This window comes from Acidovorax sp. NPDC077693, from assembly GCF_044542805.1.
GTDB lineage: Bacteria > Pseudomonadota > Gammaproteobacteria > Burkholderiales > Burkholderiaceae_C > Acidovorax.
On sequence record NZ_JBITVD010000012.1, the window covers coordinates 118,273 to 142,858 of the forward strand.

The following is a 24,586-nucleotide window of genomic DNA, read 5'->3' on the forward strand; positions in this document are numbered from 1 at the left end:
CCTTGCCGGAAGGTCTCGACGCACTATATAGCGATCGTGCGGCGAATGCACCAAAGCTTGCGCCACCCCGACCCTCGGCCGCCTGGGCCCTTGGCGTGCTTGCCGCGAAAGCCCAAAGAGAAACGGCCCACGGCAGACATGCTGCCATGGGCCGGTCGCTGGGGCGAAAGCGAAGCCTTCGATGCCCCGGGCGCTGGGCGCTGGGCGCTGGAAGTTAGCGTTAGGGCGCCGGTGACGCTGCGCGCGTGCCTACCGTCACGGACTGCTGGTCGTCCGGGATGGCTGGGGTGATCAGGTCTTCGATGATGAAGGTGCGGTAGTAGAAGGCGGCGACTGCGCCTTCGGGGGTGATGGCGGACACGAGTGCATCGGCGTTGTCCTTGTCCGCCATCTTCACCAGCATGCCGTGGTGTCCCGCCCCGGCCAGGTCCGCAATGCGCCGGACCATGTCGCCTTCGGCGCCGACGGAGGGCAGGGGGGCATCGGCCGTGCCGAGCGTGCGCACGATGTCCTGCATGATGACCTCGGGGCTGGCGTAGGCCGCGTCGCCCTCATGTCCAGCCGCCTGCAGGGACGCGGCGGCCTGGCGCACGCAGTCTTCGTCCGGGAACAGCGCGAAAACGTGGCCGGTGGGGTAGAAGGTGCCGCCCATGTTGGTCATGGACGAATCAAGAATCAAAGGCTTCATGGCCATCTCCCGGTAGTGGTTCAACTGCCTGGATTGAACCGTGCGGCGGGATCTGGCCGTGTAGGTCGTCTGGCCTTTTTGCCGTCAGGCAGCGCAGTCGTGCCTGAATGGCCCCAGACGCTCAGTGGATAAGCGCCATCAGCTATCAATACAGTAGCAATTGCCCGGCGGCGCGATGCCGTGGTCAACGGCCCAGGCCAGTGATCCACGCCGCCAGCGCCGCGCAGTGCACCACCACGGTCAGCCAGTAGACCGCGCGAAACTCCGGCTTGCTCGATTTGTGCCGCAGCACCTGCTGGGCCAGCCACGCGGCCGGCCAGCCGCCAGCCAGGCCGAGCAGGTGCAGGTGCTTTTCCTGCGTGCGCCAGCGGCCATGCATGGCGGCGCTCTTGTCGGCGGCATAGGCACAGAAGGTAACCACGTTCACCGCCACGGCTGCAGTCAGCGTCCAGCCGAGCGGCAGCTGGTGTGCAGAGATGCCCCACCCCAGCATCAACACCCAGCCGAACGTGAGTGCCAGTGCCAAGCCAGCCGATGCGGACTGGCCACCTCCGCGCCTGCCCCGGGTGCGCGCGGCCCTTGGGCTGGGGTTAGAGCGGGGTGCATTGCGGTTGCCGCGGTCTGGTCTGGGGCGCGCTGCGTCCCGGGCTGGAGGGTTGCGCGACATGCCTGTGCTGCGGGGGGCCAGCCCCGCGGGCTCGACGGCCATGGCCCTCGGCCCTTTGCCGCCGACATGGATTTCTTCGTAGTTGACGGCCAGCCCTTCGCGGGGCGGCGCGCTCCCGCGAAAGTCGCGCAGATGAAAGAACACATCGGCCGACGTGCCGGGGCTGCGGATGAAGCCGAAAGCGCGCGTGGCGTCCCAGCGGATGACGGTGCCTTGTTTTTGCATCGGTCTCGGGTGCGTCAGGCCAGGGTGTGCAGGGGAATGTCCTGGGCCACCGCCAGGGCATCGAGCTGGGCCCGTGTCTGGGTGCGCAGGAACGCCGCCACCGCCTGGTGGGTGGCGGGTGCGCGCAGTACGTCGGCATCACCGCTCGCGGGCAGGCCTGCGGCGGTGCACAAACGCGCGGCAAAGTGCGGCTCCAGCGCGGCCACGGCCACGCGGCCGTCGGCGCAGGGGTAGATGCGGTAGCCCGCATGCTGGCCGCCCACATCGCCGTCGGGGGTGGTGAGCCCCCAGTCGCGGGGCTGGGCCAGCCATGCGGCAGCGTCGGCCAGTGCGACCTCGATGCACACGCCGTGGCCGGTACGGGCGCGCTCCAGCAGCGCCTGCAATACGGCTTCGCTGGCCATCAGCGCACCGCCCATGTCGGCGTAGAGCGTCGGGGGCATCTCGGTGCCGGTCACCAGGCCCGCGTCGGCCAGGTAGGTGAGGTCGTGGCCAGGCTCCTCGGCCCGTTCGGCCGCGGCGCCCACGATGCGCACCAGCGACAGGCGCGGGTAGCGCGCCTGCAGTGCATCCCACGCCAGGCCCAGCTTGCCCAGCGCCGATGGACGAAAGGACGTGATCAGGACATCCGTGCGCGCCAGTTCCTCATGCAGTACTGCCTGGCCTTCAGGGGTCTTGAGGTGCGCATGCACCACCCGCACGCCAGCGTGCAGCGTGGCGTAAGCCGCCGGGCTGTAGATGCCCATCGGGTCGGCACTGGGGTGGCCTGTCGCCGGGGGCGGCTCGAGCTTGGTGCACTCCGCGCCCAGGCGTGCGCAGCGCATCAGTGCGGCAGGGCCGGGCAGGTTGAGCGCCAGGCTCAAGATGCGGGTGCTGCGCAGGGGCTGAGGTTGAGGCTGATCGGTGGTTGCGAGGAAGGCGGTGCGAGCGGTCATGGGGCGTGGCGTTGGCTGGGGGTATGGCTGGGAGCTAGCAGAGACGGCGGAGACGGCGGAGATGGCGCAACAGGTGTGGATCGCACCGCCACTGGCTGGAACTTTTGGCGGGGGTAGGCGCTCCTTCCCTGCGTTATACATAATTTGTTACGCTCCCAGACCCATGCAACGCAGAACCTCTTTGGCGGCCCTGGCGGGCCTGGCCACCTTTCCGGGAGCTTTCTCCATGACTTCCTTGAGCCACGCCGCCGGCTTGCCGCCCTTGCAGGCGTTGAAGCCGTCGCCCCGCATGCCGGTGCTGTTCGTCGGCCACGGAAGTCCCATGAACGCGATCGAGGACAACGCATGGCGCCGCAGTTGGCAGGCCACCGGCACGGAGTTGATGGCGCGCGCGGTGCAGCCGCAGCTCATTCTGTGCGTGTCGGCCCACTGGCTCACGCGGGGAGGCTGGCAGGTCACCGGCATGGCGCAGCCCAAGACGATCCATGATTTCGGCGGCTTTCCGCAGGCGCTGTTCGACCAGCAGTACCCCGCACCGGGCGCGCCGGCGGTGGCGCGCAGCCTGGCCAGGGAGTTGAAGTCACCTGCCACGGGCGGCGCGTTGGGGGTGGACGAAGGCGAGTGGGGGCTGGACCACGGTACCTGGTCGGTGCTCAAGCCCATGTTCCCCAAGGCGGACATCCCGGTGCTGCAGCTGTCCATGGACTACAGCCGCGCCCCGGCCGAGCACTACGCGCTGGGCCAGCAACTCAAGGGCCTGCGCGACCGCGGCGTGTTGATTGTCGGCAGCGGCAACATCGTGCACAACCTGCGCGCATCGCGCCGCGGTTCTGCCGCCAACGAGGCCTACGACTGGGCCACCGAGTTCGACACGGTGGTGCAGGACCAGATCAAGAAGGGCCAGCTCGGCGCCCTGCAGGACTTTCAAAAACTGGGCGCCGTGGCGCAGCAGGCGCACCCTACGCACGAGCATTACCTGCCGCTGCTGTACGCCGCAGGCGCGGTGGCGCCCAGCGAAATGCCGCGGTTCTTCAACACGGGCTACCAGTCGGCGTCGATCTCGATGCGGTCGGTGCTGTGGGGTTGAGCGGCTCTTTGGGCACGCGTACAGGTTGATCTCGTCTGCACGGGGCGGGCACTCTTGGGCTTGCGACTGCGTTGTCGCAATGCAGCTGCGCTCTGTTGCTGATGCAGCACCTGGGTGCCAGTGGCGGCCTGGGCCCGCGCGTATTTTTTGTGCCTGAGGTAGCCATGACGACGGCGCGGCAGTGCGTGCACTCTGCATGCACGCTGCAGCCCTCGCGCAGGGGGACGGGGGTGATTTGCCTTCACGCCTCACCGGCACTGAATCACTTGGCCCTGCGCTGTGGCACGGTGCGCGCGCGCAATCGGTCCCAAGCCCATACCGTCCGCGCATCAGGCTCGACGGCCACCGTTGAGCGCCCGCCGCGCGGACTACAGCCTGTCAGGTTTCCTGCCGACTGAGGGGGCCCTCGGGTCGCCATATCTTGGCGGCGAGCAGTGTTGTGCTTGCTGCATTCACCGCATGCGGTGCACATGGCGTCCCCCATCTTTTAGCGTCCCTCCCTACCGTTCAACGCCATGAATTTTCAGCTGCCCCGGTCTTCAGCCGTGCCAGGTCGGGCACGCTCAGTGTTCCGTTTCGTCACCAAACCCTTGCGCAGCCTGCGCAGCCGCCGGTTCAAGGCGCCTCCGCGGCGTGTGATGGTGTGGTCGGTTTTCTCGGCGCTGCCGATGACGATGGTCGTGCTGCTGGGGACCTACTTGTCCTACCATTTTCATGAACAGCTGGTGCAAAGCCGCTCGCAGGTGGACTACACCCATCGGGTCCTGGGAGAGGTCAACCAGCTTTTCATCCTGCTGCAGGACGCCGAGACCGGGCAGCGCGGGTTCGTCATCACCGGTGACGACAGCTATCTGGACCCTTACCGGCAGGCGGTGGGCGCCACGGGGCCGGCGTTCGAGCGGCTGCGCGCGCTGTTGGTAGGCAGCGCCATTCAGAATTCGCAGATGGACAGGCTGGAGTCCCTGATCGACAGCAAGCTGGATGAGCTGCGGGAAGTGATCTTGCTGCGGCGCAGGGATGGGTTTGCCGATGCGGGGGCGAAGATCGCCACCGGCCAGGGCAAGCAACTGATGGACGCTGTGCGCGCTGAGGTGCAAGAAGTGGTGCGAACTGAGAAGTCGCTGTTGAACCAGCGGCAGGACGTTGCCAAATTGCGCGAGCGTGAGTTGATGAAGGTGGGCATGTATGTGGCGGCGCTCTCTATCGTGATGCGCATCGTGCTGGCCGCCACACTGGTGCAGTTGCGCAAGCGCCGTCTGCTGAACGGATGAGACCACCGTATCAGATCGCTTGGCCCCACCGCTCAGCGCGACAGGCTGGCCTGCTGTGTCTTGGTGTCTTGAGCGTCTTGAATCTGCAGCCAGCTCCAGCGATGGCGGTAGCTCGCAGCCTTGGCCTGAAACAGGGGCAGGTGAGGGCACTGCGGGTTGGGCCGCAGGGTGCCCGCATACAACTCTGCCAAGCCATACGGCGCGTACAGCGTGGGTGCCCCGGCCGCCGCGCCCGGCTGCAAGCCCACGCAGGTGCAGGGCACCAGAAAGCGTTCGATGCCATTGCGGGCTGACTGCAGTGCGTCGTAAGGAAAGCCGAACCACTGCTCGTACCACAAGTGCACCCGGGCCTGGTTCTTGGCTTCCACAGTGATCGGCAGATCGGCGAAGAGGGCGGCGACGCGGCCCTGCACTGCGTGCTCTGCGGCTTGCGACACGTCAGCGGCGTCGAAGTAGAACAGGTCGTAGTCCTTGATGTGCGCCGTGGGTGCCCACCCGGAGCGCAGGTTCCACACCGTCTGGAACAGGCAGCCGGCCACCAGCCAGGCATCGGGCAGGCCCAGAAGTGGCAAACGCTCCAGAATGGCCGCGTTGTGCGGGTTCTGGAGCGCTTCGGTCACAAAGCGGCGCTCGAGCGCCGCTTCAGCATCCAAGTCAGACCACCTTGGCAATCGACTGGCACACGTAGTCGATGTTCTTGCTGTTGAGCGCAGCCACGCACATGCGGCCGGTGTCCGTGCCGTACACGCCGAATTCATTGCGCAGGCGCACCATCTGGTCCTTGGTCAGGCCCGAATAGCTGAACATGCCGATCTGGGTGGTGATGAAGCTCATGTCCTGCTTCACGCCGGCAGCCTTGAGGCCATCGACCAGCTTCTGGCGCATGGCCTTGATGCGCACGCGCATTTCGGACAGCTCTTTTTCCCACAGAGCGCGCAGCTCGGGGTTGTTCAGCACCGCAGCCACCACCGCACCACCGTGGATGGGCGGGTTGGAGTAGTTGGTGCGGATCACGATCTTGAGCTGGCTCAGCACGCGGGAGGCTTCTTCCTTGTCCGTGCACAGCACCGACAGGCCGCCCACGCGCTCGCCATACAGGCTGAAGCTCTTGGAGAACGACGTGGACACGAAGAACGTGAGGCCAGCGGCCACGAACTTCTGGATCACGGCACCGTCTTCGGCGATGCCGTGGCCAAAGCCCTGGTAGGCCATGTCGAGGAAGGGGGTCAGGCCCTTGGCCTTGACGGTGGCCACCACCTGGTCCCATTGCTCGGGAGTGATGTCGTAGCCGGTGGGGTTGTGGCAGCAGGCGTGCAGCACGACGATGGTGCCGGCAGCAGCTGCGTTCAGGCTGGCCAGGAAGCCTTCGAAGTTCACGCCGCGCTTGGCTGCGTCATAGTAGGCGTAGGTGTCGACTTCGAAGCCGGCGTTGGTGAACAGGGCGCGGTGGTTTTCCCAACTGGGGTCGGAGATCAAGACCTTGGCGTTGGGGCTGACCTTCTTGAGGAAGTCGGCGCCGATCTTCAGGCCGCCGGTGCCGCCGATGGCCTGCACGGTGGCCACGCGGCCGGACGTGACAGGTTCGCTGTCGGCGCCGAACACCAGGCTCTTGACGGCGTTGTCATACGCCACGATGCCGTCGATGGGCAGGTAGCCGCGGGCGGTGGGGGCGGACATCATGGTCTTTTCTGCGGCCTGCACGCACTGCAGCAGGGGCAGCTTGCCGTTGTCGTCGAAATAAACGCCGACGCCCAGGTTGACCTTGTTGGGGTTGGTGTCAGCGTTGAATTGCTCGTTGAGGCCCAGGATGGGGTCGCGGGGGGCCATTTCGACGGCGGTGAACAGAGACATGAAAATCCTTGAAAGGTTGTCAGTAGCGAAGAATCCAGGCGTGGTGTACTGTGCCGGGTTCCGCCGATTTTAACGGCCTGCCCACACCACTCGTTGACTGCACCCATGCCGGATATCACACAGGTCATAACGGAAAAGCAAGACGGCGAATTCGTCAGTTTCCCCGATTCACCCTTCGAGCTGTTCCAGCCGTACCCGCCTGCGGGCGACCAGCCCGAGGCCATTGCCAAGCTGGTGGAGGGCCTGAACGACGGCGAAGCCTTCCAGACCCTGCTGGGCGTGACGGGCTCGGGCAAGACCTTCACCATGGCCAACGTCATCGCCCGCATGGGTCGCCCGGCCATCATCTTCGCGCCCAACAAGACGCTGGCCGCGCAGTTGTACAGCGAGTTCCGCGAGTTCTTCCCCAAGAACGCCGTGGAGTACTTCGTGAGCTACTACGACTACTACCAGCCCGAGGCCTATGTGCCGCAACGGGACCTGTTCATTGAAAAGGACAGCGCGATCAACGAGCACATCGAGCAGATGCGGCTGTCTTGCACCAAGAGCCTGATGGAGCGGCGCGATGTGGTCATCGTGGCCACCGTGTCGGCCATCTACGGCATCGGCGAGCCCGAGAGCTACCACCGCATGGTGATGACGCTGCGCGTGGGCGACAAGCTGGGCCAGCGCGACGTGATCGCGCAGCTGATCCGCATGCAGTACCAGCGCAACGAGGCCGATTTTTCACGCGGCAAGTTCCGCGTGCGGGGGGACACGATCGACGTGTTTCCAGCCGAGCACTCCGAGCTGGCGATCCGGATCGAGCTTTTTGACGACGAAGTGGAGAGCCTGCAGCTGTTCGACCCCCTCACCGGGCGCGTCAAGCAAAAGATACCGCGCTTCACGGTGTATCCCAGCAGCCACTACGTCACACCACGCGACAAGGTGCTCACCGCTGTGGAGACCATCAAGCTGGAGCTGGCCGAACGCCTGCAGCAACTGTTGGCCGACGGCAAGCTGGTGGAGGCGCAGCGGCTGGAGCAGCGTACCCGGTTCGATCTGGAGATGCTCAGCGAAGTAGGGCACTGCAAGGGCATCGAGAACTACACGCGCCACCTGTCCGGCGCTGCGCCGGGCGACCCGCCCAGCACGCTGACGGACTATATGCCCAAGGATGCGTTGATGTTCCTGGACGAGAGCCACCAGATGATCGGCCAGCTCAACGCCATGTACAGCGGCGACCGGTCGCGCAAGACGACGCTGGTGGAGTACGGCTTTCGGCTGCCGTCGGCGCTGGACAACCGCCCGCTCAAGTTCGAGGAGTTCGAGCAGCGCATGCGCCAGGCGATCTTCGTTACCGCCACCCCTGCGGAGTACGAACGCACGCATTCCGGGCAGATCGTGGACCAGGTGGTGCGTCCGACGGGGCTGGTGGACCCACAGGTCGAGGTGCGCCCCGCCACCCATCAGGTGGATGATGTGCTGCAGGAAATACGCATTCGGGTCGAAAAGCACGAGCGCGTACTCATTACCACGCTGACAAAGCGCATGGCCGAGCAACTGACCGACTACCTGACCGACAACGGCGTCAAGGTCCGCTACCTGCACAGCGACGTGGACACGGTCGAGCGGGTGGAGATCATCCGCGACCTGCGCCTGGGTGCTTTCGATGTGCTGGTGGGGATCAACCTGCTGCGGGAGGGGCTCGATATTCCCGAGGTATCGCTGGTGGCCATTCTGGATGCGGACAAGGAGGGTTTCCTGCGTGCCGAGCGCAGCCTGATCCAGACCATCGGCCGCGCAGCGCGCAACCTGAACGGCCGCGCCATCCTGTACGCCGACCGGATCACCGACTCCATGAAAAAAGCCATGGGCGAGACGGAACGACGCCGCATCAAGCAGATCGCACACAACGAGGAACACGGAATCACGCCGCGCAGCATTGTCAAGCGGGTAAGAGACCTGATTGACGGTGTGTACAGCGAAAAGGCCGGCAAGGACGCCGAACGTCTGGAGCAGGAAGCCATGCGGCGCGCCCAGGTGGAGGACATGTCCGAGAAGGACGTGGCGCGCGAGATCAAGCGGCTGGAAAAGCTCATGCTGGAGCACGCGCGCAACCTGGAATTCGAGCAGGCTGCCCGCGTGCGGGACCAGCTGACGAGGCTCAAGGACCAAGCGTTCGGTGCGCACGGAAATGATTCGGTGGCCTTGTGAATGGGCGTTGGAAGTGTCGGGTTAAGACATTGCTGATCAAATTGCGACCAGTTGGTTTTTTATCCCGACCAATTCGATAGGGATTTGTGTTATACTTGCACAAAACACTCAAGAAAACAGCCCAGCGATGAAGGGCTCCTTGCACGCCTTTGCAGGTGATCGCACGGAGAAGGGGCGGAGACGGTGCCTCACTGGCCATCAGCCAGTGGCGGCGGTTTCTACAACGAACAAGCCTTAGCACAAGGAGCTTGCGATGCGTCTCACAACCAAAGGCCGTTTTGCGGTCACCGCCATGATCGATTTGGCCCTGCGCCAGAACAATGGCCCTGTCACGCTGGCCGCGATCAGCCAGCGCCAGCAGATCTCGCTGTCGTACCTCGAGCAGCTGTTCGGCAAACTGCGCCGCCATGAACTGGTCGAATCGACCCGCGGCCCCGGTGGCGGCTACACCCTGGCCCGCAAGGCGGGCGACATCACCGTGGCGGACATCATCGTGTCGGTGGACGAACCCATCGACGCGACCCAGTGCGGCGGCAAGGAAAACTGCCTGGGCGAAGCCGGTCGCTGCATGACGCATGAACTGTGGGCTTCGCTGAACCAGCGCATGGTGGAGTTTCTGGACTCCGTCACGCTGCAAAAGCTGGTGGAAGAGCAGCTTGCCAAGGGTGTGCAGATCGAGGACAAGCCCGTGGTTCGCCGCGCGATCTCCACGACGCCGGTGGTCAAGCCCATCCGCGTGAATGCCCCGAACTCCGTCTTTGCCCTGGGCAACGTCTTCGCGAAGTCTTGAGCCTCGGTGCGCCGTGCTGGCCCTGGGGTCGGCACCGCCCTGAACGTTATTTGAACATCGACCTTCTTCCAGCAAATCTGCCAGCCAGAAACCTCTACTGAGCCAGCCATGGACATGACCCCGCACTTCCCCATCTATCTCGACTACGGCGCCACCACTCCGGTGGACCCGCGCGTGGTGGACGCCATGATTCCCTGGCTGCGCGAGCATTTCGGCAACGCGGCCTCGCGCAGCCACGCCTGGGGCTGGGAGGCGGAAGAAGCGGTAGAGAATGCCCGCGGCCAGGTGGCCGACCTGATCGGCGCCGACCCGCGCGAAATCGTCTGGACCAGCGGCGCCACCGAATCGATCAACCTGGCTCTGAAGGGTGCCGCCCAGTTCTACAAAGGCAAGGGCAAGCATCTCATCACGCTCAAGACCGAGCACAAGGCCGTGCTGGACACCATGCGCGAGCTGGAGCGACAGGGCTTCGAGGTCACCTACCTCGACGTGCAGGAAGACGGCCTGGTCAACATGGACGCCCTCAAGGCGGCCATCCGCCCTGACACCATCCTCATCAGCGTGCTGTTCGTGAACAACGAAATCGGCGTGATCCAGGACATTCCGGCCATCGGCGCACTGTGCCGTGAGAAGGGCATCTTGTTCCACGTCGACGCGGCCCAGGCCACCGGCCGCGTGGCGATCGACATGGCCACGCTGCCCGTCGACCTGATGAGCATGACGGCGCACAAGACCTACGGCCCCAAGGGCATCGGCGCACTGTTCGTGCGCCGCAAGCCCCGCGTGCGCCTGGAAGCCCAGATGCACGGCGGCGGCCACGAGCGCGGTATGCGCTCGGGCACCTTGCCCACACACCAGATCGTGGGCATGGGCGAGGCGTTCCGCATCGCCAAGGAAGAAATGGCCGAAAGCAATGCCAAGGCCCATGCGCTGCAGCAGCGCCTGCTGGTCGGCCTGAAGGACATCGAGCAGGTGTTCATCAACGGCAGCATGGAACGCCGCGTGCCGCAGAACCTGAACATGAGCTTCAACTACGTCGAAGGCGAGTCGCTCATCATGGGCATCAAGGGTCTGGCAGTGTCGTCCGGCTCCGCCTGCACGTCTGCCAGCCTGGAGCCCAGCTACGTGCTGCGCGCCCTGGGCCGCAGCGACGAGCTGGCGCACAGCAGCCTGCGCATGACCATCGGCCGCTTCACCACGGAAGAAGAGATCGACTACGCGATTTCCACCATCCGCGAGAACGTCGCCCGCCTGCGCGAGCTGAGCCCCCTGTGGGAGATGTACAAGGACGGCATCGACATCAGCACCATCCAGTGGGCTGCGCACTGATCCCCAATTTCCGAAGATTCAAGAGGTACACATCATGGCTTACTCAGACAAAGTGGTAGACCACTACGAGAACCCCCGCAACGTGGGTTCGTTCGACAAGGGTGATGATTCGGTGGGCACCGGCATGGTGGGCGCGCCAGCCTGCGGCGACGTGATGAAGCTGCAGATCAAGGTCAACCCTGCCACCGGCGTGATCGAAGACGCGCGCTTCAAGACCTACGGCTGTGGCTCTGCCATTGCTTCGTCGTCGCTCGTGACCGAATGGGTCAAGGGCAAGACGCTGGATGAAGCCGCGGCGCTCAAGAACAGCGAAATCGCCGAAGAGCTGGCGCTGCCGCCGGTCAAGGTGCACTGCTCGATCCTCGCGGAAGACGCCATCAAGGCCGCCGTGCTGGACTACAAGACCAAACACGCAGCCACTGCCACCGCTGCCTGATTGCCATGGCCATTACGCTGACTGAAGCCGCTGCCCGGCATGTGAACCGGTACCTGTCCCGCAGGGGCAAGGGGCTGGGCGTGCGCCTGGGCGTCAAGACGACGGGGTGCTCTGGCCTGGCCTACAAGCTGGAATATGTGGATGACACCCAGCCCGAAGACATCGTGTTCGAGAACCACGGCGTCAAGGTGCTGATCGACCCCAAGAGCCTGGCGTACATCGACGGTACCGAGCTCGACTTCGTGCGTGAAGGCCTCAACGAGGGCTTCAAGTTCAACAACCCCAATGAGCGGGATCGTTGCGGCTGCGGAGAGAGCTTCCGCGTCTGAGGTATGAACCGCCCCGTGAGCTGCGTAGCGCCTTGCCCCTCTCCCGTGGGAGTGGGGCGCCCAACGGGGCTTGGCAGAGTGAGCACTGCGGTGGCACTGGTGGCAGCCGTATCGGTTTCATGGGCTGTGGGCAGTGCTTAGCGCGATGGACAACCACCTGACAAACCGCCCCCGTTGGCGGTTTTTTCTTGGCCTATGAACCTGCAATCTGACGACTTTGAACTCTTTGGCCTGGATCGCCGCTTTGCGCAGGATCGCAGCGCCATCGATGCGCGCTGGAAAGAGCTGCAGCGCGAGGCGCACCCGGACAAGTTCGCCGCCCAGGGCGCTGCCGCCCAGCGCGTGGCCATGCAGTGGTCGGTGCGCATCAACGAGGCCTACCAGCGCCTGAAGGACCCCATGCGCAGGGCGTCCTACCTGTGCGAGCTCCACGGTGCGCCCATCCGTGCCGAGGACAACACGGCAATGCCTGCCGCGTTCCTCATGCAGCAGATGGAATGGCGTGAGGCCCTGGAAGAGGCCGAGGCGGAGCCCGAACTGGATGCGCTGGACGACACCGTGGCGCGAGCCCGCCGGGAGGCGCTTGCCGAATGCGAAGCGCTGATCGATAGCCAGCACAACTATGCGGGTGCTTCCCAGCAGGTCAGAGCCCTCATGTTCATTGCGCGATTTGCCGACGACATCGAGCGCCGGCGAGAGCAACTGGGACAATAGCCCCCGTTTCTTGTGTTTCCCCTCCAGAGGCAGGCCGTGACCGTGGCCTGCCTTCCTCGTTAGAGATACCGAATTCCATGGCGCTTTTGCAGATTTCCGAGCCCGGCCAGTCCCCCGACCCCCATCAGCGGCGCATTGCCGTGGGCATTGATTTGGGCACCACGCATTCTCTGGTCGCGGCCGTGCGCAACGGCGTTGCCGAATGCCTGCCCGACGCGCAGGGCAGGGTGCTGCTGCCCTCAGTGGTGCGCTACCTGGGCAACGGCGGCCGCCAGATCGGCTACGACGCGGTGACAGCCCAGACGCAGGATGCGCGCAACACCATTGCGTCCGTCAAGCGCTTCATGGGCCGTGGCCTGCGCGATGTGGCCGATGCCGACAAGCTTCCGTACGACTTCGTATCGGGCAACGGGCCGCAGTCCGAAGGCATGGTGAGCCTGGACACAGCCGATGGCGTCAAGTCGCCAGTGGAAGTCAGTGCCGAGATCCTGGCCACGCTGCGCTACCGCGCGGAAGACACCTTCAACGACGACCTTTACGGCGCGGTCATCACCGTGCCTGCCTACTTCGACGACGCGCAGCGCCAGGCCACCAAAGACGCCGCCAAGCTGGCCGGCATCCATCTGCTGCGCCTCATCAACGAGCCGACGGCCGCGGCCATCGCTTACGGTCTGGACAACGCGAGCGAGGGTGTGTACGCCGTGTACGACCTGGGCGGCGGCACCTTCGACATCTCCATCCTGCGGCTCACGCAGGGCGTGTTCGAGGTGATTGCCACCGGTGGCGACTCTGCCCTGGGCGGTGACGACTACGACGCAGCCTTGGCAGACTGGGTGCTGGCGCAGTTGAACCTGCAGGTGACGACCCCTGCCGACAAGGCGGCCGTGCGGATGGCCGCACGGGCCTGCAAGGAGGCGCTGACCACTACTGATTTGATAGCATTCAGCGCGCACCTATCGGGCGGTAGCGTGCATTTCGACGTCAAGAAATCCGATTTTGAAGCCGCAACCGCCGACCTGACCGCCCGCTCGATGGCCGCTGTGCGCCGCGCCTTGCGCGATGCGCACCTGGCCCGCGACGAAGTGCAGGGCGTGGTGATGGTGGGGGGCTCCACCCGCATGCCGCAGGTGCAGCGTGCCGTGGCCGAATTCTTTGGCAAGCAGCCGCTGAACAACCTGAACCCTGACGAGGTGGTGGCCCTGGGCGCGTCGGTGCAGGCCAACCAGCTGGCGGGCAACGACACCGCTGGCGACCTGCTGCTGCTGGACGTGACACCGCTGTCGCTGGGCATCGAAACCATGGGCGGGCTGGTGGAGCGCATCGTGGCCCGCAACGAAACCATCCCCACCGCCAAGGCGCAGGACTTCACCACCTACAAGGACGGCCAGACCGCGCTGGCGATCCACGTGGTGCAGGGCGAGCGCGACCTGGTGCAGGACTGCCGCAGCCTGGCGCGCTTCGAGTTGCGCGGCATTCCGCCCATGGCGGCCGGTGCCGCCCGCATCCGCGTGACCTTCACGGTCGACGCGGATGGCCTGTTGAGCGTGAGCGCCAAGGAGCAGGGCAGTGGCGTGGAGGCGCGCATCGACGTGAAGCCGTCGTACGGCCTCTCGGACGACGATATCGCCCGCATGCTGCAGGATGGCTTTGCGACGGCCGCGCAGGACATGAAGGCGCGCGCCGTGGTCGAAGCCCGGGTGGATGCCGACCGCATGCTCATCGCCACGCAAAGCGCACTGGATGCAGATGGCGACGTGCTCATGGCGGAAGAGCGCACACGCATCGAGGCCTTGATGGCCTCCTTGCGCGGGCAGCGCGAGGTGGACGATGCCGCCGTGATCGAAGCCGCGACCGAGGCCCTGGCCAAAGGCACCGAAGCCTTTGCGGCCCAGCGCATGAACCGTGGCATCCAGCAGGCGCTGGCGGGCAAGAACGTTCAGGCGCTCTGACGCCGACTCGACATCAGCCCCCGACAAAACCCGAAAAGACGACCGAGACGACCCGTCCAGACGACAAGAAGAAACGACCCCATGCCCGTCATCAAGATCCTTCCCCATCCCGAATACTGCCCTGCAGGCACGGAGATCACCGCGGCTGCGGGCACATCGATCTGCGAGGCGCTGCTCGAGAACCACATCAACATCGAGCACGCGTGCGACATGAGCTGCGCCTGCACCACCTGCCATGTCATCGTGCGCCAGGGTCTGCACTCGCTCAACGAGGCCGAAGAAGAAGAGGAAGACCTGCTCGACCGTGCCTGGGGCCTGGAGCCCCAATCGCGCCTGTCGTGCCAGGCCATCCTGGCGCAGCAGGACGTTGTGGTGGAGATTCCCAAATACACCATCAACCACGCCAAGGAGAACCACTGATGCGCGCAGCGACGGGCCACACCCAGCAAGGTTGCGCCTCCTTGGGGGGCCGCGTGGACACGGCATGCCAAGCCTGGGGGCGCGCATGACCCGCCAGATCGTTCTCGACACCGAAACCACCGGCCTGTCGGCCGACAGCGGCGACCGCATCATCGAGCTCGGTTGCGTCGAGCTTCTGAACCGCAAGCTCACGGGCAACAACCTGCACCTGTACTTCAACCCGGGCCGCGACAGCCATGAAGATGCTTTGAAAGTGCACGGCATCAGCAACGAGTTCCTGAAGGACAAGCCCAAGTTTGCGGAAGTGGCCGATGAGATCCTGCAGTACCTGCAGGGCGCTGAAATCATCATCCACAACGCCGCGTTCGACGTCGGCTTCCTGAACAAGGAGCTGGAGCTGATCGGACGGCCCGCGTTTCGCACCTACGTGGAAAGCGTCACCGACACGCTGGCCATGGCCAAGGAGATGTACCCCGGCAAGCGCAATTCGCTGGATGCCCTGTGCGACCGCCTGGGCGTGGACAACTCCAGCCGCACCCTGCACGGCGCGCTGCTGGACGCCGAGCTGCTGGCCGATGTGTACATCAACCTCACGCGGGGCCAGGACGCGCTGCTGATTGCCGACGATGGCGACGAGGGCGCGGACGGACTGCCGATCGTCGCGGTGGATCTGCGCACTTTCAGCTTGCCGGTCCTGAGTGCCAGCGAGGCCGAGAATGTGGCGCACGAAGAGGTGCTGGCACAGATCGACAAGGCCAGCGGCAGCAAGACAATCTGGCGAAAATTTGAAAACGCCTGAAAAGTTGTGCCATAATCGAAGGCTTGTCGGAGCGACGACGGGAGATTAGCTCAGGGGTAGAGCACTGCATTCACACTGCAGGGGTCGCAAGTTCGAAACTTGCATCTCCCACCAAGCACGCTCGCAGACAAGCCACGGCAAAGTCCTTTTTTCGAAGGACGGAGCTGCGGGAGATTAGCTCAGGGGTAGAGCACTGCATTCACACTGCAGGGGTCGCAAGTTCGAAACTTGCATCTCCCACCAATTCAAAATCCTTGCAGGCTTAGGGCTTGCAAGGATTTTTTCGTTGCGGCGCGTACAAGCCCGCTCAGTTGCTGGCCTTGCCGCAGCCAGCGGCGCACAGGCCCGAGGCCGCGAACTCCATGGTCCGCCCCGACAGCGGCACGATGACCGGAACGCGCGATGCCTTGATGAAGGCTTCCGTCTTGCTGCCCGGGCGCACCACACCATCCACCGTGCCGACCTCGTTGACATGTTAGGCGATCACGGATGCCGGCTTGACCAGTTCGTTGATCACGAAGGCGGCTTCCGCAGGGCCGGTGCTGAAGCCGTCGCCGATGTTCATCACCGCGAGCTTGGCCTTGTAGTAGTCGCGCACCACGCGTTCCTGGTCGGCGGTGATGCCCGTATCGCCCGACAGGTAGGCTACCAGCCCGTTGCTGAAGGTCAGCACGTATCCGGTTGCCAGGCCAACGTCACCGGCAATGCCGGCCGCCTTCATTGCATCGCCCAGCTGGCCTCCGATGTAGTCCGGGTCGACGCCGTTGCTGTGCATGGCCGTCACCGTTGCGATGCGCACGCCGGCGACCGTGACGCTGCCGCCGAAGCGCGCCAGCATCGAGTTGGCCGGGTCGCCGCCGTTGGCCTTGAGCTTGGCCGCGAAGAAGGGCGGCATCTCGCTGCCGGTCACGATCTTGGACTTTTTGGCCAGCGCGATGTTCACCGCGCTGGAGTTGGGCAGGGCCGAGACCGACATGTCGGGGCTGGCACAGGTCCCCGAATTGGGCGCCGCGTTGTGCGCGTTGCCCACATGGTCACCATGCATGTGGCTCACGAGGATGATGTCGATCTTGCCCAGGCGCGGGTCACTGGCGCCGGCCACCGTGCGGCCCGGGTCGTACAGCACGCGCGTGCCGTTGGGGTCCTCGAAGACCAGGGCCCGGTCCTGCGGGCACAGCTCACCCTCGATGCCGCCCAACGGCGTCACCTTCACGTTCTGGGCCTGGGCCGACAAAGCGGCGACCAGGAAGAGGGCAGCGGCAGAGCACTTCAAGCGCATGGCATCTCCTCATTCGGTGGGTGGGCGGGGCTGCGACTGCTGCCGCAGCCCGCAACCCGCAGATTGTGTCACTTACCCGGCACTGGACCCCAGACGCGCCATGTGCACCTGGTGCAGGGTGATCTTGCGCACTTCGGCCTGGCTGGTCTGGATGTGGGCGCGCAGCAGCATGGCGGCCTGGTCGCCGCGGTGCGCGCGGATGGCCTTGAGGATGGTGGCGTGCTCATCGTACGTGGCATCGATGCGCGCCTGCTGCGTGAAGTCGAGCCGGCGGATGATGCGGATGCGCTCGGTCACGTCGCGGTGCACGCGCGTCATCTCGGCATTGCCGGCGGCGCGCACCAGCGCGCAGTGGAATGCCTCGTCCCAGGCTGCCACCTGCAGGGTGTCGGTGCTGCGCTGGTCCGGCGGCACGAGCCAGATGTTGTTGAGTTCGTCGAGCAACCGGTGGTCGACCTGGATGGACTTGAGAGCGCCCGCTCCTTCGTCGCACAGGCGGTGCACGGCCGTGGTCTCCAGCACCATGCGCAGGTCGTAGAGCTGCTCGAACTGGTCGAAGTCGAAAGGCAGCACGCGCCAGCCGCTGCGAAACAGCACCTCCACGTAGCCCTCCTGCTGCAGGCGCACCAGGGCCTGGCGCACGGGCGTGCGCGAGACGCCCAGCCGTTCGCAGATCTCGTTCTCGGTGAAGCGGTCGCCCGGCACCAGCTTGAACTCACCCACGTCGCGCTTGAGCTGGGCGTACACATCGTCGGCGCGCGAGTTGCGCACCGGTTTCGTCTTGGAAGGAGGGGAGGCGGGGCGGGGGGGCTGCACAGGGCGACTTTAGCAACTACGGGGCCAGCAACGCGTCGGCCAATCGCGGCAGCAACGCGGCCGACGGAGCGGTCCAGCCGACGATGGCGCCCTGGGCGCGCAGCATCTCGATGGCGGCTGCCTTGAAATGGGGGAAATAGCTCTCGGTGCAGTCTTCGAGCAGCAGGCCATCATACCCGCGGTCATTGGCCTCGCGCATGCTGGTCTGCACGCAGACCTCGGTGGTCACGCCCATGAAGACGAGGTGGGTGATGCCGCGCGCTTGCAGCGTTTCGTGCAGGCCCGTGGCGTAGAACATGCCCTTGCCGGGCTTGTCGACGACGATCTCGCCCACCACCGGCGCCAGCGCGGGGATGATCTGGTTGCCCGGCTCTCCCGCCACCAGGATGCGGCCCATGGGCCCCGCGTCGCCGATGCGCAATTGCGGGTTGCCGCGCAGGCGCTTGGCGGGCGGGCAGTCGGACAGGTCGGGCCGGTGCGATTCGCGCGTGTGCACGACCAGGCCGCCCGCGGCGCGCCAGGCCAGGAGCACGGCCTGGCAGGCCGGCACGATGGCTTCGAGCAAAGACACGTCGTTGCCCAGCGTCTCGCCAAAGCCGCCGGGCTCGATGAAGTCGCGCTGCATGTCGATGATCACCAGCGCGGTGTGCGGCAGCGAGAAGCGGTAGTCGAAAGGGTGGGCGTGGATGGTCGTCAGGCTCATGCCGCTTCCTGGTGGGGTGTGTGATCGTGTCCGCCGCCCATGTAGGCGCCCAGCACATGGCGCTCTGCGATGGCGGAGGGGGTTTCGTGGACGATACGGCCTTCGCTCATGACCACGATGCGGTCGGCCAGCTCCAGCAGCTCGTCCAGGTCTTCGCTGATGAGCAGCACGGCGCCGCCGCGCTCGCGCACGCCCAGGATGCGAGCATGGATCTCTGCCACGGCCGCAAAGTCCAGCCCGAACACCGGGTTGGCGGCGATCAGCACATTGATCTCGCCCGCCAGCTCGCGCGCCAGCACCGCGCGCTGCACGTTGCCGCCCGACAGGCTGCGGATGGGGGCGCCTTCTCCCTGGGTCTTGACGCCGTAGCCAGCGATCCACTCGCGTGCCCGGCTGCGCCAGGTGGAAAAACGCAGCACGCCGCCCGTTGACAACGGCGGTTGGTCGAAGTCGCGCAGGGCCATGTTCTCGGCCACCGACAGGTCGCCCACGCAGGCATTGCGCAGCGGCTCCTCGGGCAGGCTGCGTACCCTGAGTTCACGGTTCTGCGCGCGCGTGGCCGTGTAGTCCCGGCCCAGCACCTGCACTTTGCCGGCCAGGCGCGGGCGCTGGCCCACCAGGGCCTCGACCAGCTCGCGCTGGCCGTTGCCCGATACGCCGGCCACGCCCAGCACCTCGCCCCTGCGCACCGACAGATCAAGGCCATGCAGGGCGAGGGTGCCACGGTCGCCGAGGGCCTGCAGGCCTTCCACCTGCAGCGCGACCTCGCCCGGCGGTTCGTCAGTGTCCGCTGTCGCTGCCGCGCTGGCTGCGGGTGGCGAGGCGTTGGCGGCATCGCCCATCATGGCCTGTGCCAGCGCCTGAGGGCCGGTGTCGGCCACCCGGCCGTGGTGCACAGCCTGGCCGCGGCGCAGAACGGTCACCGCATCGGCATAGGCCATCACTTCACGGAACTTGTGCGTGATGATGATGACGCTGCACTGGCCGCTGCGTGCAAAGGTGCGCACATGGCCCAGCACCTCGTCGGCCTCCTGCGGGGTCAGCACCGAGGTGGGTTCGTCCAGGATCAACAGGCGCGGGCGCAGGTACAGCTGCTTGAGCAGTTCGAGCTTCTGCTTTTCTCCGGCTGCCAGTTCCGACGGGCGGGCATCCAGGTCCAGCCGGAAGGGCGTGGTGGCCAGAAAGGCCTGCAGCTCGGCCCGCTGGGCGCGCCAGTCGATCACCGCCGGGGTTTGGCCACCGGCCAGCAGCAGGTTCTCGGCCACCGTCATGCCCGGGGCCAGCGTGAAGTGCTGGTAGACCATGCCGATGCCCAGGCTGCGCGCGACGATGGGGTTGGCGATGGCCTGTTCGCGCCCGTCCAGCAGGATGGCGCCTTCCTCGGCCCTCTGGAAGCCCGCCACGCACTTGACCAGGGTGCTCTTGCCCGCGCCGTTCTCGCCCAGCAGGGCGTGCACGCTGCCGGGTTCCACGCGCATGCTCACGCGGTCCATGGCGGTGAAGCTGCCAAAGCGCTTGGTCAGGTTCCAGGTCTCCAGCGCCAATGCACCGGTGCCTGTGGGCAGGGCGCCTATGGGTTGTTCGGGCATGGGAGCTTCCTTTTCCTTCAGGCCAATGCGGCAAGCAGCGCGCTGGAGGGGGCATGTGCACCGAAAACTCCGCCCTGCATGGTCACCATGTTCAATGCGGCCTGATGGTTGGCGGGGTCGGTGGCGGCCGTGCAGTCGGACAGCAGCAGGCATTCGTAGCCGCGGTCGTTGGCCTCGCGCAGGGTGGTGTGCACGCAGACGTCGGTGGTGATGCCGGCGAGGATGAGGTTCTGCACCCCCGCCAGGCCGAGCACCATGTCCAGGTCGGTGGCGTAGAACGAGCCCTTGCCGGGCTTGTCGATCACCACCTCGCCGGGCAGCGGCGCCAGCTCCGGGATCAGCTCCCAACCCGGCTCGCCGCGCACCAGGATGCGCCCGCACGGCCCGGCGTCGCCGATGCCCAGGCCCTCCTTGCCGATCTGGCGCGAACGCCAGCGCTTGTTGGCCGGCAGGTCGGCGAGATCAGGCCGGTGCCCCTCGCGGGTGTGGATGATGCGGTAGCCCAGCGTGCGCAGTGCCGACAGCAGCCGCTGCAGCGGGGCGATGGGGGCCCGCGTGAGGGCGATGTCGTAGCCCATCACGTCCACATAGCCGCCGATGCCGCAGAAGTCGGTCTGCATGTCGATCACGATCAGCGCGGTGTTGTCCGGGCGCAGGTCGCCGTTGTAAGGCCAGGCATAGGGGTTGGCCTGCACATGGCGGGTGGTCGCTGTGGTCACGTGAGAGGTCCTTCAAGACTATTTGGTGGAAGACAATTCGCCCGGGCTGCCCGCGGCCACGCTGCCGGGCTTGCAGGTCACGACCAGGATCAACAGGGTCAGCACATAGGGAACGGTGTTGAACAGGTGGTAGCCCCAGCCCACGCCCACCGACTGCAGCGCCGGGCCGATGGCGCCGGCCCCGCCGAAGAGCATGGCGGCGACCATGCAGCGCAGCGGGTTCCAGCGCGCGAAGATCACCAGCGCTACGGCGATCAGGCCCTGGCCGCTGGAGATGCCCTCGTTCCAGCTACCGGGGTAGAAGAGGGTGAGCGAGGCGCCGCCCAGCCCGGCGATGAAGCCGCCCGCCGCCGTGGCCGCGATGCGGATGCCGGGCACCGAATAGCCGAGCGCGCGCGCGGCGTTGGCCGAGTCGCCCGCCAGCCGCACCAGCAACCCCCAGCGGGTGCGCGCAAAGGCCCACCAGAGGGCCACGGCCAGCACGATGCCCAGCGGCAGCAGGGCGTTGACCTGCAGGGCCGACTGCACCACGGGCGAGTCGCTCCAGCCGCCCAGCGCCAGCGCCGGGATCTGCGGGGCCTGCGGCTGGATCAGCGGCTTGCCCAGGTAGAAGGCCAGGCCCGTGCCCAGCAGCATCAGCGCAATGCCGGTGGCCACGTCGTTCACGCGCGGCAGCGAGCACAGCACGCCATGCAGCGTGGCCAGCAGGGCGCCTGCCGTGGCCCCTGCCAACACGCCCAGCCAGGGCGAGCCGGTGAGGTAGGCGCCACCGAAGGCGGTCATGGCCGAGAGCACCAGCACCCCCTCCAGCCCGAGGTTGATGCGGCCGGATTTTTCGGTGAGGCACTCGCCCAGGCTCACGAACAGGAAGGGCACGCCCACGCGCAGGGCCCCGCCCACGATGGCGGCCACCAGGGCAATCCATTGGTCTGCGGTCATATGGGCTCCACATTCGCGGTGGGAGGGGCGGTTGGAGTCGTCGCCTCGGCGGGCCGGCTGCGCCGCTGGGCCCACAGGGCCCGCCAGTCCACGTCACGCAGCGCCTCGCTGGCCAGGATCAGCACGAAGGCAATGCCCTGCAGTACCATCACCGAGGCATCGGGCAGGCCCAGGCGGCGCTGCAGCAGGCTGCCGGCCGCGCCGAAGCCGCCGAACAGGATGGCCACCGGAATGATGGCGATCGGGTTGTGCCGCGCGATGAAGGCCACGAGGATGCCGGCGTAGCCGTAGCCCGCGATCAGCGCGCCGTTAGCATTGGTGTGCACCGCCGCCACCTCCACGGCACCGGCCAGGCCTGCCGCCGCGCCGCCCAGGGCGCAGGCCACCAGGATCAGGCGCGTGGCCGGCAGGCCCACGAGTTGCGCGGCGCGCGGGTTGCCGCCCACCACGCGGATCGAGAAGCCCGAAGCCGTCCAGTGCAGCCACAGGCCCAGCGCCACGCAGGCCAGCACGCCCAGCACCAGGCCCCAGTGCACGTCCGAGCCGCCGATGCCACCGATCAGCAGGCCCGGATCGAGGCTGGGCGTGGCCGGCTTGTTCAGGCTGGCAGGGTCGCGCAGGGCGCCCTCCACGAAGTGCTTGAACAGGCCGATGGCCACGTACGACAGCAGCAGGCTGCTGATGGTTTCGTTGATGCCGCGGTACTGGCGCAGCCAGCCTGCGAGCACGATCCACAGGGCACCGGCCACGGCACCGGCGGCACAGGCCAGCACGGTGCCCGCCGCATTGCCGGGCAGGGCCACGGCCATGGGCAGCGCCGCGGCGGCCAGGCCGCCGAGCACCAGCGCACCCTCGCCCCCGATGATGGTCAGCCCCGCCCGTGCGGGCAGGGCCACGCACAGGGCCGTGAGCATCAGCGGCGCGGAGCGCTGCAGGGTGTTCTGCCACGAGAACCAGTCGCCGAACGCACCCTTGAACAGCGTGGTCCACACGTCAATCGGGTTCACGCCCGCAAAGCCGACGAAGCCGCCGAACAGCAGCAGCGCCAGCGCGATGGCGGCGATAGGCAAAAGGGCGTCCTTGGCGGCCGAGTGCATGGCAGTCCCTTGCTTAGAACGAGCCGAGGACGCCTTCGACCAGGTAGTCCATCTTTTCCAGCTCCAGGTCGGTCTGCTTGAACGACTTGCCGCTGGCGATGACCTCCTTGCCCTTGTTGCTCTTGAGCGGTCCCTTGAAGATGTCGAAGCCGCCCGCGATCATCTTGGCCTTGGTGTCGTCGGCCTGCTTCCTGGCGGCGTCGCTCACGGCCGGGCCGTAGGCGGACATCTTCACAAAGCCTTCCTTCAAGCCCCCGCGCAGGAAGTTGGGGTGCGGCTTGCCGGTGCGGGCCGCCTCGATGATGGTGGTGTAGGCCGTGAGCCAGTTCCATTCGGCCCCCGTCAGGTAGGCCTGGGGTGCCAGCTTGGCCTGGCTGGCGTGGTAGCCGCAGACCATCTTGCCGCGCTTGGCTGCGGTCTCGACAATGACCTTGGGTCCGTCCACGTGCATGGTGAACACGTCGCAGCCCTGGTCCGCCAGGCTGTTGGTGGCCTCGGCCTCCTTCACGGCCATGGACCAGTCGCCCGTGAAGATGACGCTGCAGGTGATGCCCGGCTTGACCGAGCGCGCGCCCAGCGTGAAGGCATTGATGTTGCGCAGCACCTGCGGGATGGGCTTGGCCGCGATGAAGGCGATCTTGCCGCTCTTGCTCATGTGGCCGGCCACTACGCCGTTGAGGAACTGGCATTCGTCGATGTAGCCGAAGAAGCTGCCCGCGTTCTTGGGGTGCTTGCCTTCGGTCCACATGCCGCCGCAGTGCGAAAAGCGCACGTCGGGGTATTTGGCGGCCAGGGCCAGCAGGTGCGGGTCGAAGTAGCCGAACGAGGTGGGGAACAGCAGCTTGGCGCCGTCCTGCGCGATCATGCCGGTCATGGTCTTCTGCACGGCGGCGGTTTCGGGCACGTTCTCTTCTTCGACCACCTTCACGCCGGGCATCTTCTTGAGATCGGCCGCGGCCTGGGCATGGGCCTGGTTGTAGCCGTAGTCGTCGCGCGGGCCGACATAGATCACGCCCACGGTGAGGGGGGCCTGTGCGTTGGCCTGCATTGCCCAGCCGCCCAGGGTGCTTGCAGCGCCCAGCGCCGCAAGGGCTTGGAGGGATTCGCGGCGGTTCGGGTGGGCAAGGCGGGACATGGGTTTCTCGTGTTTCATGGCGGTCCTTTCGGCAGGGGTTGGATAAAGGGGAACAGAAAGAAATCGAGAGAGGTGCATTACTCTGGCCTCTGGCCGCGCTATGCCTGAAGCCGGTGCCACTGGCGCGGCCAAGGCCAGTGCCCGCGCGCAAGGGCCGCCCCGCCGCGCTGGGGGCGTCCCCCTCCCGACTCGCGCAGCGAGACGAGAGAGGGGGAAGGCGCGTAGCGACTCAGGGGGTGCTTCATAGAAGACTCACGTGGGCGGCCACCACGCGCCAGCCGGCTGGCGTGCGCAGCCAGGTCTGGCTTTGGCGGCCGGTGCGGGCGCTGCCCTCGCGCTGGAATTCGACATTGGCGGTGGCGAAGTCGCGGCCGTAGGTGGTGATCACGGTCTTGAGCAGGCGCCGCTGCAGCCCCTGGGCCGGGCGCGCGGCGCGAAAGGCCTGTATCTGCGCGTAGCCGTACAGGTTCTCGGTGGCGCCGTAGCGCAGGGTGTGGGGGCTGTCCCAGAAGAGCTCGTCGAGCACCTCCACCTTGTTGTGCACCAGGGCATCTTCGTAGCGGGCGAACACGTCCTCGACCTCGGCGAGCACCTCGGGCTGGTTGATGGTGTAGGGCATGAAG

The 24,586-nt window shown here is 66.2% G+C and carries 26 protein-coding genes and 2 tRNA genes; 13 read left to right on the forward strand and 15 right to left on the reverse strand.

Going from position 1 to position 24,586, the window contains the following annotated elements; translation table 11 throughout:
* Window positions 1-220: 220 nt before the first annotated feature.
* The 3 genes from ACIGHN_RS18015 to ACIGHN_RS18025 form a co-directional block, all read right to left on the reverse strand.
* Window positions 221-688 (reverse strand): hypothetical protein, encoded by a 468-nt coding sequence (locus tag ACIGHN_RS18015; protein WP_056421493.1) that lies wholly within the window; start codon window positions 686-688, stop codon window positions 221-223.
* 184 nt (window positions 689-872) lie between these two features.
* The gene (locus tag ACIGHN_RS18020; protein WP_396505422.1) at window positions 873-1,580 is read right to left on the reverse strand and encodes a DUF1294 domain-containing protein; all 708 of its coding nucleotides are present in this window, start codon (window positions 1,578-1,580) and stop codon (window positions 873-875) included.
* 14 nt (window positions 1,581-1,594) lie between these two features.
* A complete protein-coding gene (locus tag ACIGHN_RS18025) occupies window positions 1,595-2,515 on the reverse strand; it encodes a CoA transferase (RefSeq protein ID WP_396505423.1) in 921 nt (306 codons plus the stop codon).
* Between the two features lie 226 nt (window positions 2,516-2,741).
* On the opposite strand from ACIGHN_RS18025, the gene ygiD reads away from it, so the two are divergent.
* On the forward strand, window positions 2,742-3,602 hold the full coding sequence (gene ygiD / locus ACIGHN_RS18030) for a 4,5-DOPA dioxygenase extradiol (RefSeq protein ID WP_396505424.1): 861 nt from the start codon (window positions 2,742-2,744) through the stop codon (window positions 3,600-3,602).
* Window positions 3,603-4,117: 515 nt separating this feature from the next.
* Window positions 4,118-4,873, forward strand: a complete 756-nt coding sequence (locus tag ACIGHN_RS18035; RefSeq protein ID WP_396505425.1) for a CHASE3 domain-containing protein — start codon at window positions 4,118-4,120, stop codon at window positions 4,871-4,873.
* 32 nt (window positions 4,874-4,905) lie between these two features.
* Here ACIGHN_RS18035 and ACIGHN_RS18040 read toward each other — a convergent pair whose 3' ends face one another.
* Both ACIGHN_RS18040 and ACIGHN_RS18045 read right to left on the reverse strand, forming a co-directional pair.
* The gene (locus tag ACIGHN_RS18040; protein ID WP_396505426.1) at window positions 4,906-5,526 is read right to left on the reverse strand and encodes a nucleotidyltransferase family protein; all 621 of its coding nucleotides are present in this window, start codon (window positions 5,524-5,526) and stop codon (window positions 4,906-4,908) included.
* 1 nt (window position 5,527) lies between these two features.
* The gene (locus tag ACIGHN_RS18045) at window positions 5,528-6,724 is read right to left on the reverse strand and encodes an amino acid aminotransferase (RefSeq protein WP_056421412.1); all 1,197 of its coding nucleotides are present in this window, start codon (window positions 6,722-6,724) and stop codon (window positions 5,528-5,530) included.
* A gap of 105 nt (window positions 6,725-6,829) precedes the next feature.
* Here ACIGHN_RS18045 and uvrB point away from each other — a divergent pair, with 105 nt between their 5' ends.
* From uvrB to ACIGHN_RS18100, 11 genes are all read left to right on the forward strand, one after another.
* Complete coding sequence (gene uvrB / locus ACIGHN_RS18050; protein WP_056421411.1) at window positions 6,830-8,920, forward strand: excinuclease ABC subunit UvrB; 2,091 nt, start codon at window positions 6,830-6,832, stop codon at window positions 8,918-8,920.
* Window positions 8,921-9,173: 253 nt separating this feature from the next.
* Window positions 9,174-9,710: a Fe-S cluster assembly transcriptional regulator IscR gene (iscR, locus tag ACIGHN_RS18055; RefSeq protein ID WP_007851285.1), complete on the forward strand. Its 537-nt coding sequence runs from the start codon at window positions 9,174-9,176 to the stop codon at window positions 9,708-9,710.
* 108 nt (window positions 9,711-9,818) lie between these two features.
* A complete protein-coding gene (locus ACIGHN_RS18060; RefSeq protein ID WP_396505427.1) occupies window positions 9,819-11,039 on the forward strand; it encodes an IscS subfamily cysteine desulfurase in 1,221 nt (406 codons plus the stop codon).
* A gap of 34 nt (window positions 11,040-11,073) precedes the next feature.
* The gene (gene iscU, locus ACIGHN_RS18065; protein WP_056421409.1) at window positions 11,074-11,475 is read left to right on the forward strand and encodes a Fe-S cluster assembly scaffold IscU; all 402 of its coding nucleotides are present in this window, start codon (window positions 11,074-11,076) and stop codon (window positions 11,473-11,475) included.
* 5 nt (window positions 11,476-11,480) lie between these two features.
* Window positions 11,481-11,804 (forward strand): iron-sulfur cluster assembly protein IscA, encoded by a 324-nt coding sequence (gene iscA / locus ACIGHN_RS18070; RefSeq protein WP_056421408.1) that lies wholly within the window; start codon window positions 11,481-11,483, stop codon window positions 11,802-11,804.
* Window positions 11,805-11,999: 195 nt separating this feature from the next.
* Window positions 12,000-12,518 (forward strand): Fe-S protein assembly co-chaperone HscB, encoded by a 519-nt coding sequence (gene hscB, locus ACIGHN_RS18075; RefSeq protein WP_396505428.1) that lies wholly within the window; start codon window positions 12,000-12,002, stop codon window positions 12,516-12,518.
* Window positions 12,519-12,595: 77 nt separating this feature from the next.
* Window positions 12,596-14,467 carry a Fe-S protein assembly chaperone HscA gene (gene hscA / locus ACIGHN_RS18080; RefSeq protein ID WP_396505429.1) on the forward strand — a complete coding sequence of 624 codons (1,872 nt, stop codon included), beginning with the start codon at window positions 12,596-12,598 and terminating at the stop codon, window positions 14,465-14,467.
* An 81-nt stretch (window positions 14,468-14,548) separates the two neighbouring features.
* Window positions 14,549-14,887 carry an ISC system 2Fe-2S type ferredoxin gene (fdx, locus tag ACIGHN_RS18085; RefSeq protein WP_056421405.1) on the forward strand — a complete coding sequence of 113 codons (339 nt, stop codon included), beginning with the start codon at window positions 14,549-14,551 and terminating at the stop codon, window positions 14,885-14,887.
* A gap of 85 nt (window positions 14,888-14,972) precedes the next feature.
* On the forward strand, window positions 14,973-15,686 hold the full coding sequence (gene dnaQ, locus ACIGHN_RS18090; RefSeq protein ID WP_056421404.1) for a DNA polymerase III subunit epsilon: 714 nt from the start codon (window positions 14,973-14,975) through the stop codon (window positions 15,684-15,686).
* 39 nt (window positions 15,687-15,725) lie between these two features.
* Window positions 15,726-15,800, forward strand: a tRNA-Val gene (locus ACIGHN_RS18095).
* Between the two features lie 54 nt (window positions 15,801-15,854).
* Window positions 15,855-15,929: transfer RNA gene (locus ACIGHN_RS18100), tRNA-Val, on the forward strand.
* 64 nt (window positions 15,930-15,993) lie between these two features.
* On the opposite strand, the gene ACIGHN_RS18105 is transcribed toward ACIGHN_RS18100, so the two are convergent.
* The 10 genes from ACIGHN_RS18105 to hpxZ form a co-directional block, all read right to left on the reverse strand.
* On the reverse strand, window positions 15,994-16,140 hold the full coding sequence (locus ACIGHN_RS18105) for a hypothetical protein (protein ID WP_396505430.1): 147 nt from the start codon (window positions 16,138-16,140) through the stop codon (window positions 15,994-15,996).
* 21 nt (window positions 16,141-16,161) lie between these two features.
* Entirely contained in the window at window positions 16,162-16,965 is an 804-nt protein-coding gene (locus tag ACIGHN_RS18110) for an MBL fold metallo-hydrolase (RefSeq protein WP_396505431.1), read from the reverse strand.
* A gap of 72 nt (window positions 16,966-17,037) precedes the next feature.
* Window positions 17,038-17,781, reverse strand: a complete 744-nt coding sequence (locus ACIGHN_RS18115) for a GntR family transcriptional regulator (RefSeq protein WP_396505432.1) — start codon at window positions 17,779-17,781, stop codon at window positions 17,038-17,040.
* A 16-nt stretch (window positions 17,782-17,797) separates the two neighbouring features.
* Window positions 17,798-18,484, reverse strand: coding sequence for a cysteine hydrolase family protein (locus tag ACIGHN_RS18120; protein WP_056421401.1), 687 nt, complete (start codon window positions 18,482-18,484; stop codon window positions 17,798-17,800).
* Window positions 18,481-20,073: an ABC transporter ATP-binding protein gene (locus ACIGHN_RS18125; RefSeq protein ID WP_396505433.1), complete on the reverse strand. Its 1,593-nt coding sequence runs from the start codon at window positions 20,071-20,073 to the stop codon at window positions 18,481-18,483. Before ACIGHN_RS18125 ends, ACIGHN_RS18120 begins: the two co-directional genes overlap by 4 nt.
* A gap of 17 nt (window positions 20,074-20,090) precedes the next feature.
* On the reverse strand, window positions 20,091-20,792 hold the full coding sequence (locus ACIGHN_RS18130; RefSeq protein WP_396505434.1) for a cysteine hydrolase family protein: 702 nt from the start codon (window positions 20,790-20,792) through the stop codon (window positions 20,091-20,093).
* 18 nt (window positions 20,793-20,810) lie between these two features.
* The gene (locus ACIGHN_RS18135; protein WP_396505435.1) at window positions 20,811-21,731 is read right to left on the reverse strand and encodes an ABC transporter permease; all 921 of its coding nucleotides are present in this window, start codon (window positions 21,729-21,731) and stop codon (window positions 20,811-20,813) included.
* Window positions 21,728-22,828, reverse strand: a complete 1,101-nt coding sequence (locus ACIGHN_RS18140) for an ABC transporter permease (RefSeq protein ID WP_396505436.1) — start codon at window positions 22,826-22,828, stop codon at window positions 21,728-21,730. Before ACIGHN_RS18140 ends, ACIGHN_RS18135 begins: the two co-directional genes overlap by 4 nt.
* A gap of 13 nt (window positions 22,829-22,841) precedes the next feature.
* Window positions 22,842-23,963 carry a BMP family ABC transporter substrate-binding protein gene (locus tag ACIGHN_RS18145; RefSeq protein ID WP_396505437.1) on the reverse strand — a complete coding sequence of 374 codons (1,122 nt, stop codon included), beginning with the start codon at window positions 23,961-23,963 and terminating at the stop codon, window positions 22,842-22,844.
* Between the two features lie 241 nt (window positions 23,964-24,204).
* Window positions 24,205-24,582 carry an oxalurate catabolism protein HpxZ gene (gene hpxZ / locus ACIGHN_RS18150; RefSeq protein WP_396505505.1) on the reverse strand — a complete coding sequence of 126 codons (378 nt, stop codon included), beginning with the start codon at window positions 24,580-24,582 and terminating at the stop codon, window positions 24,205-24,207.
* Window positions 24,583-24,586: the final 4 nt, after the last annotated feature.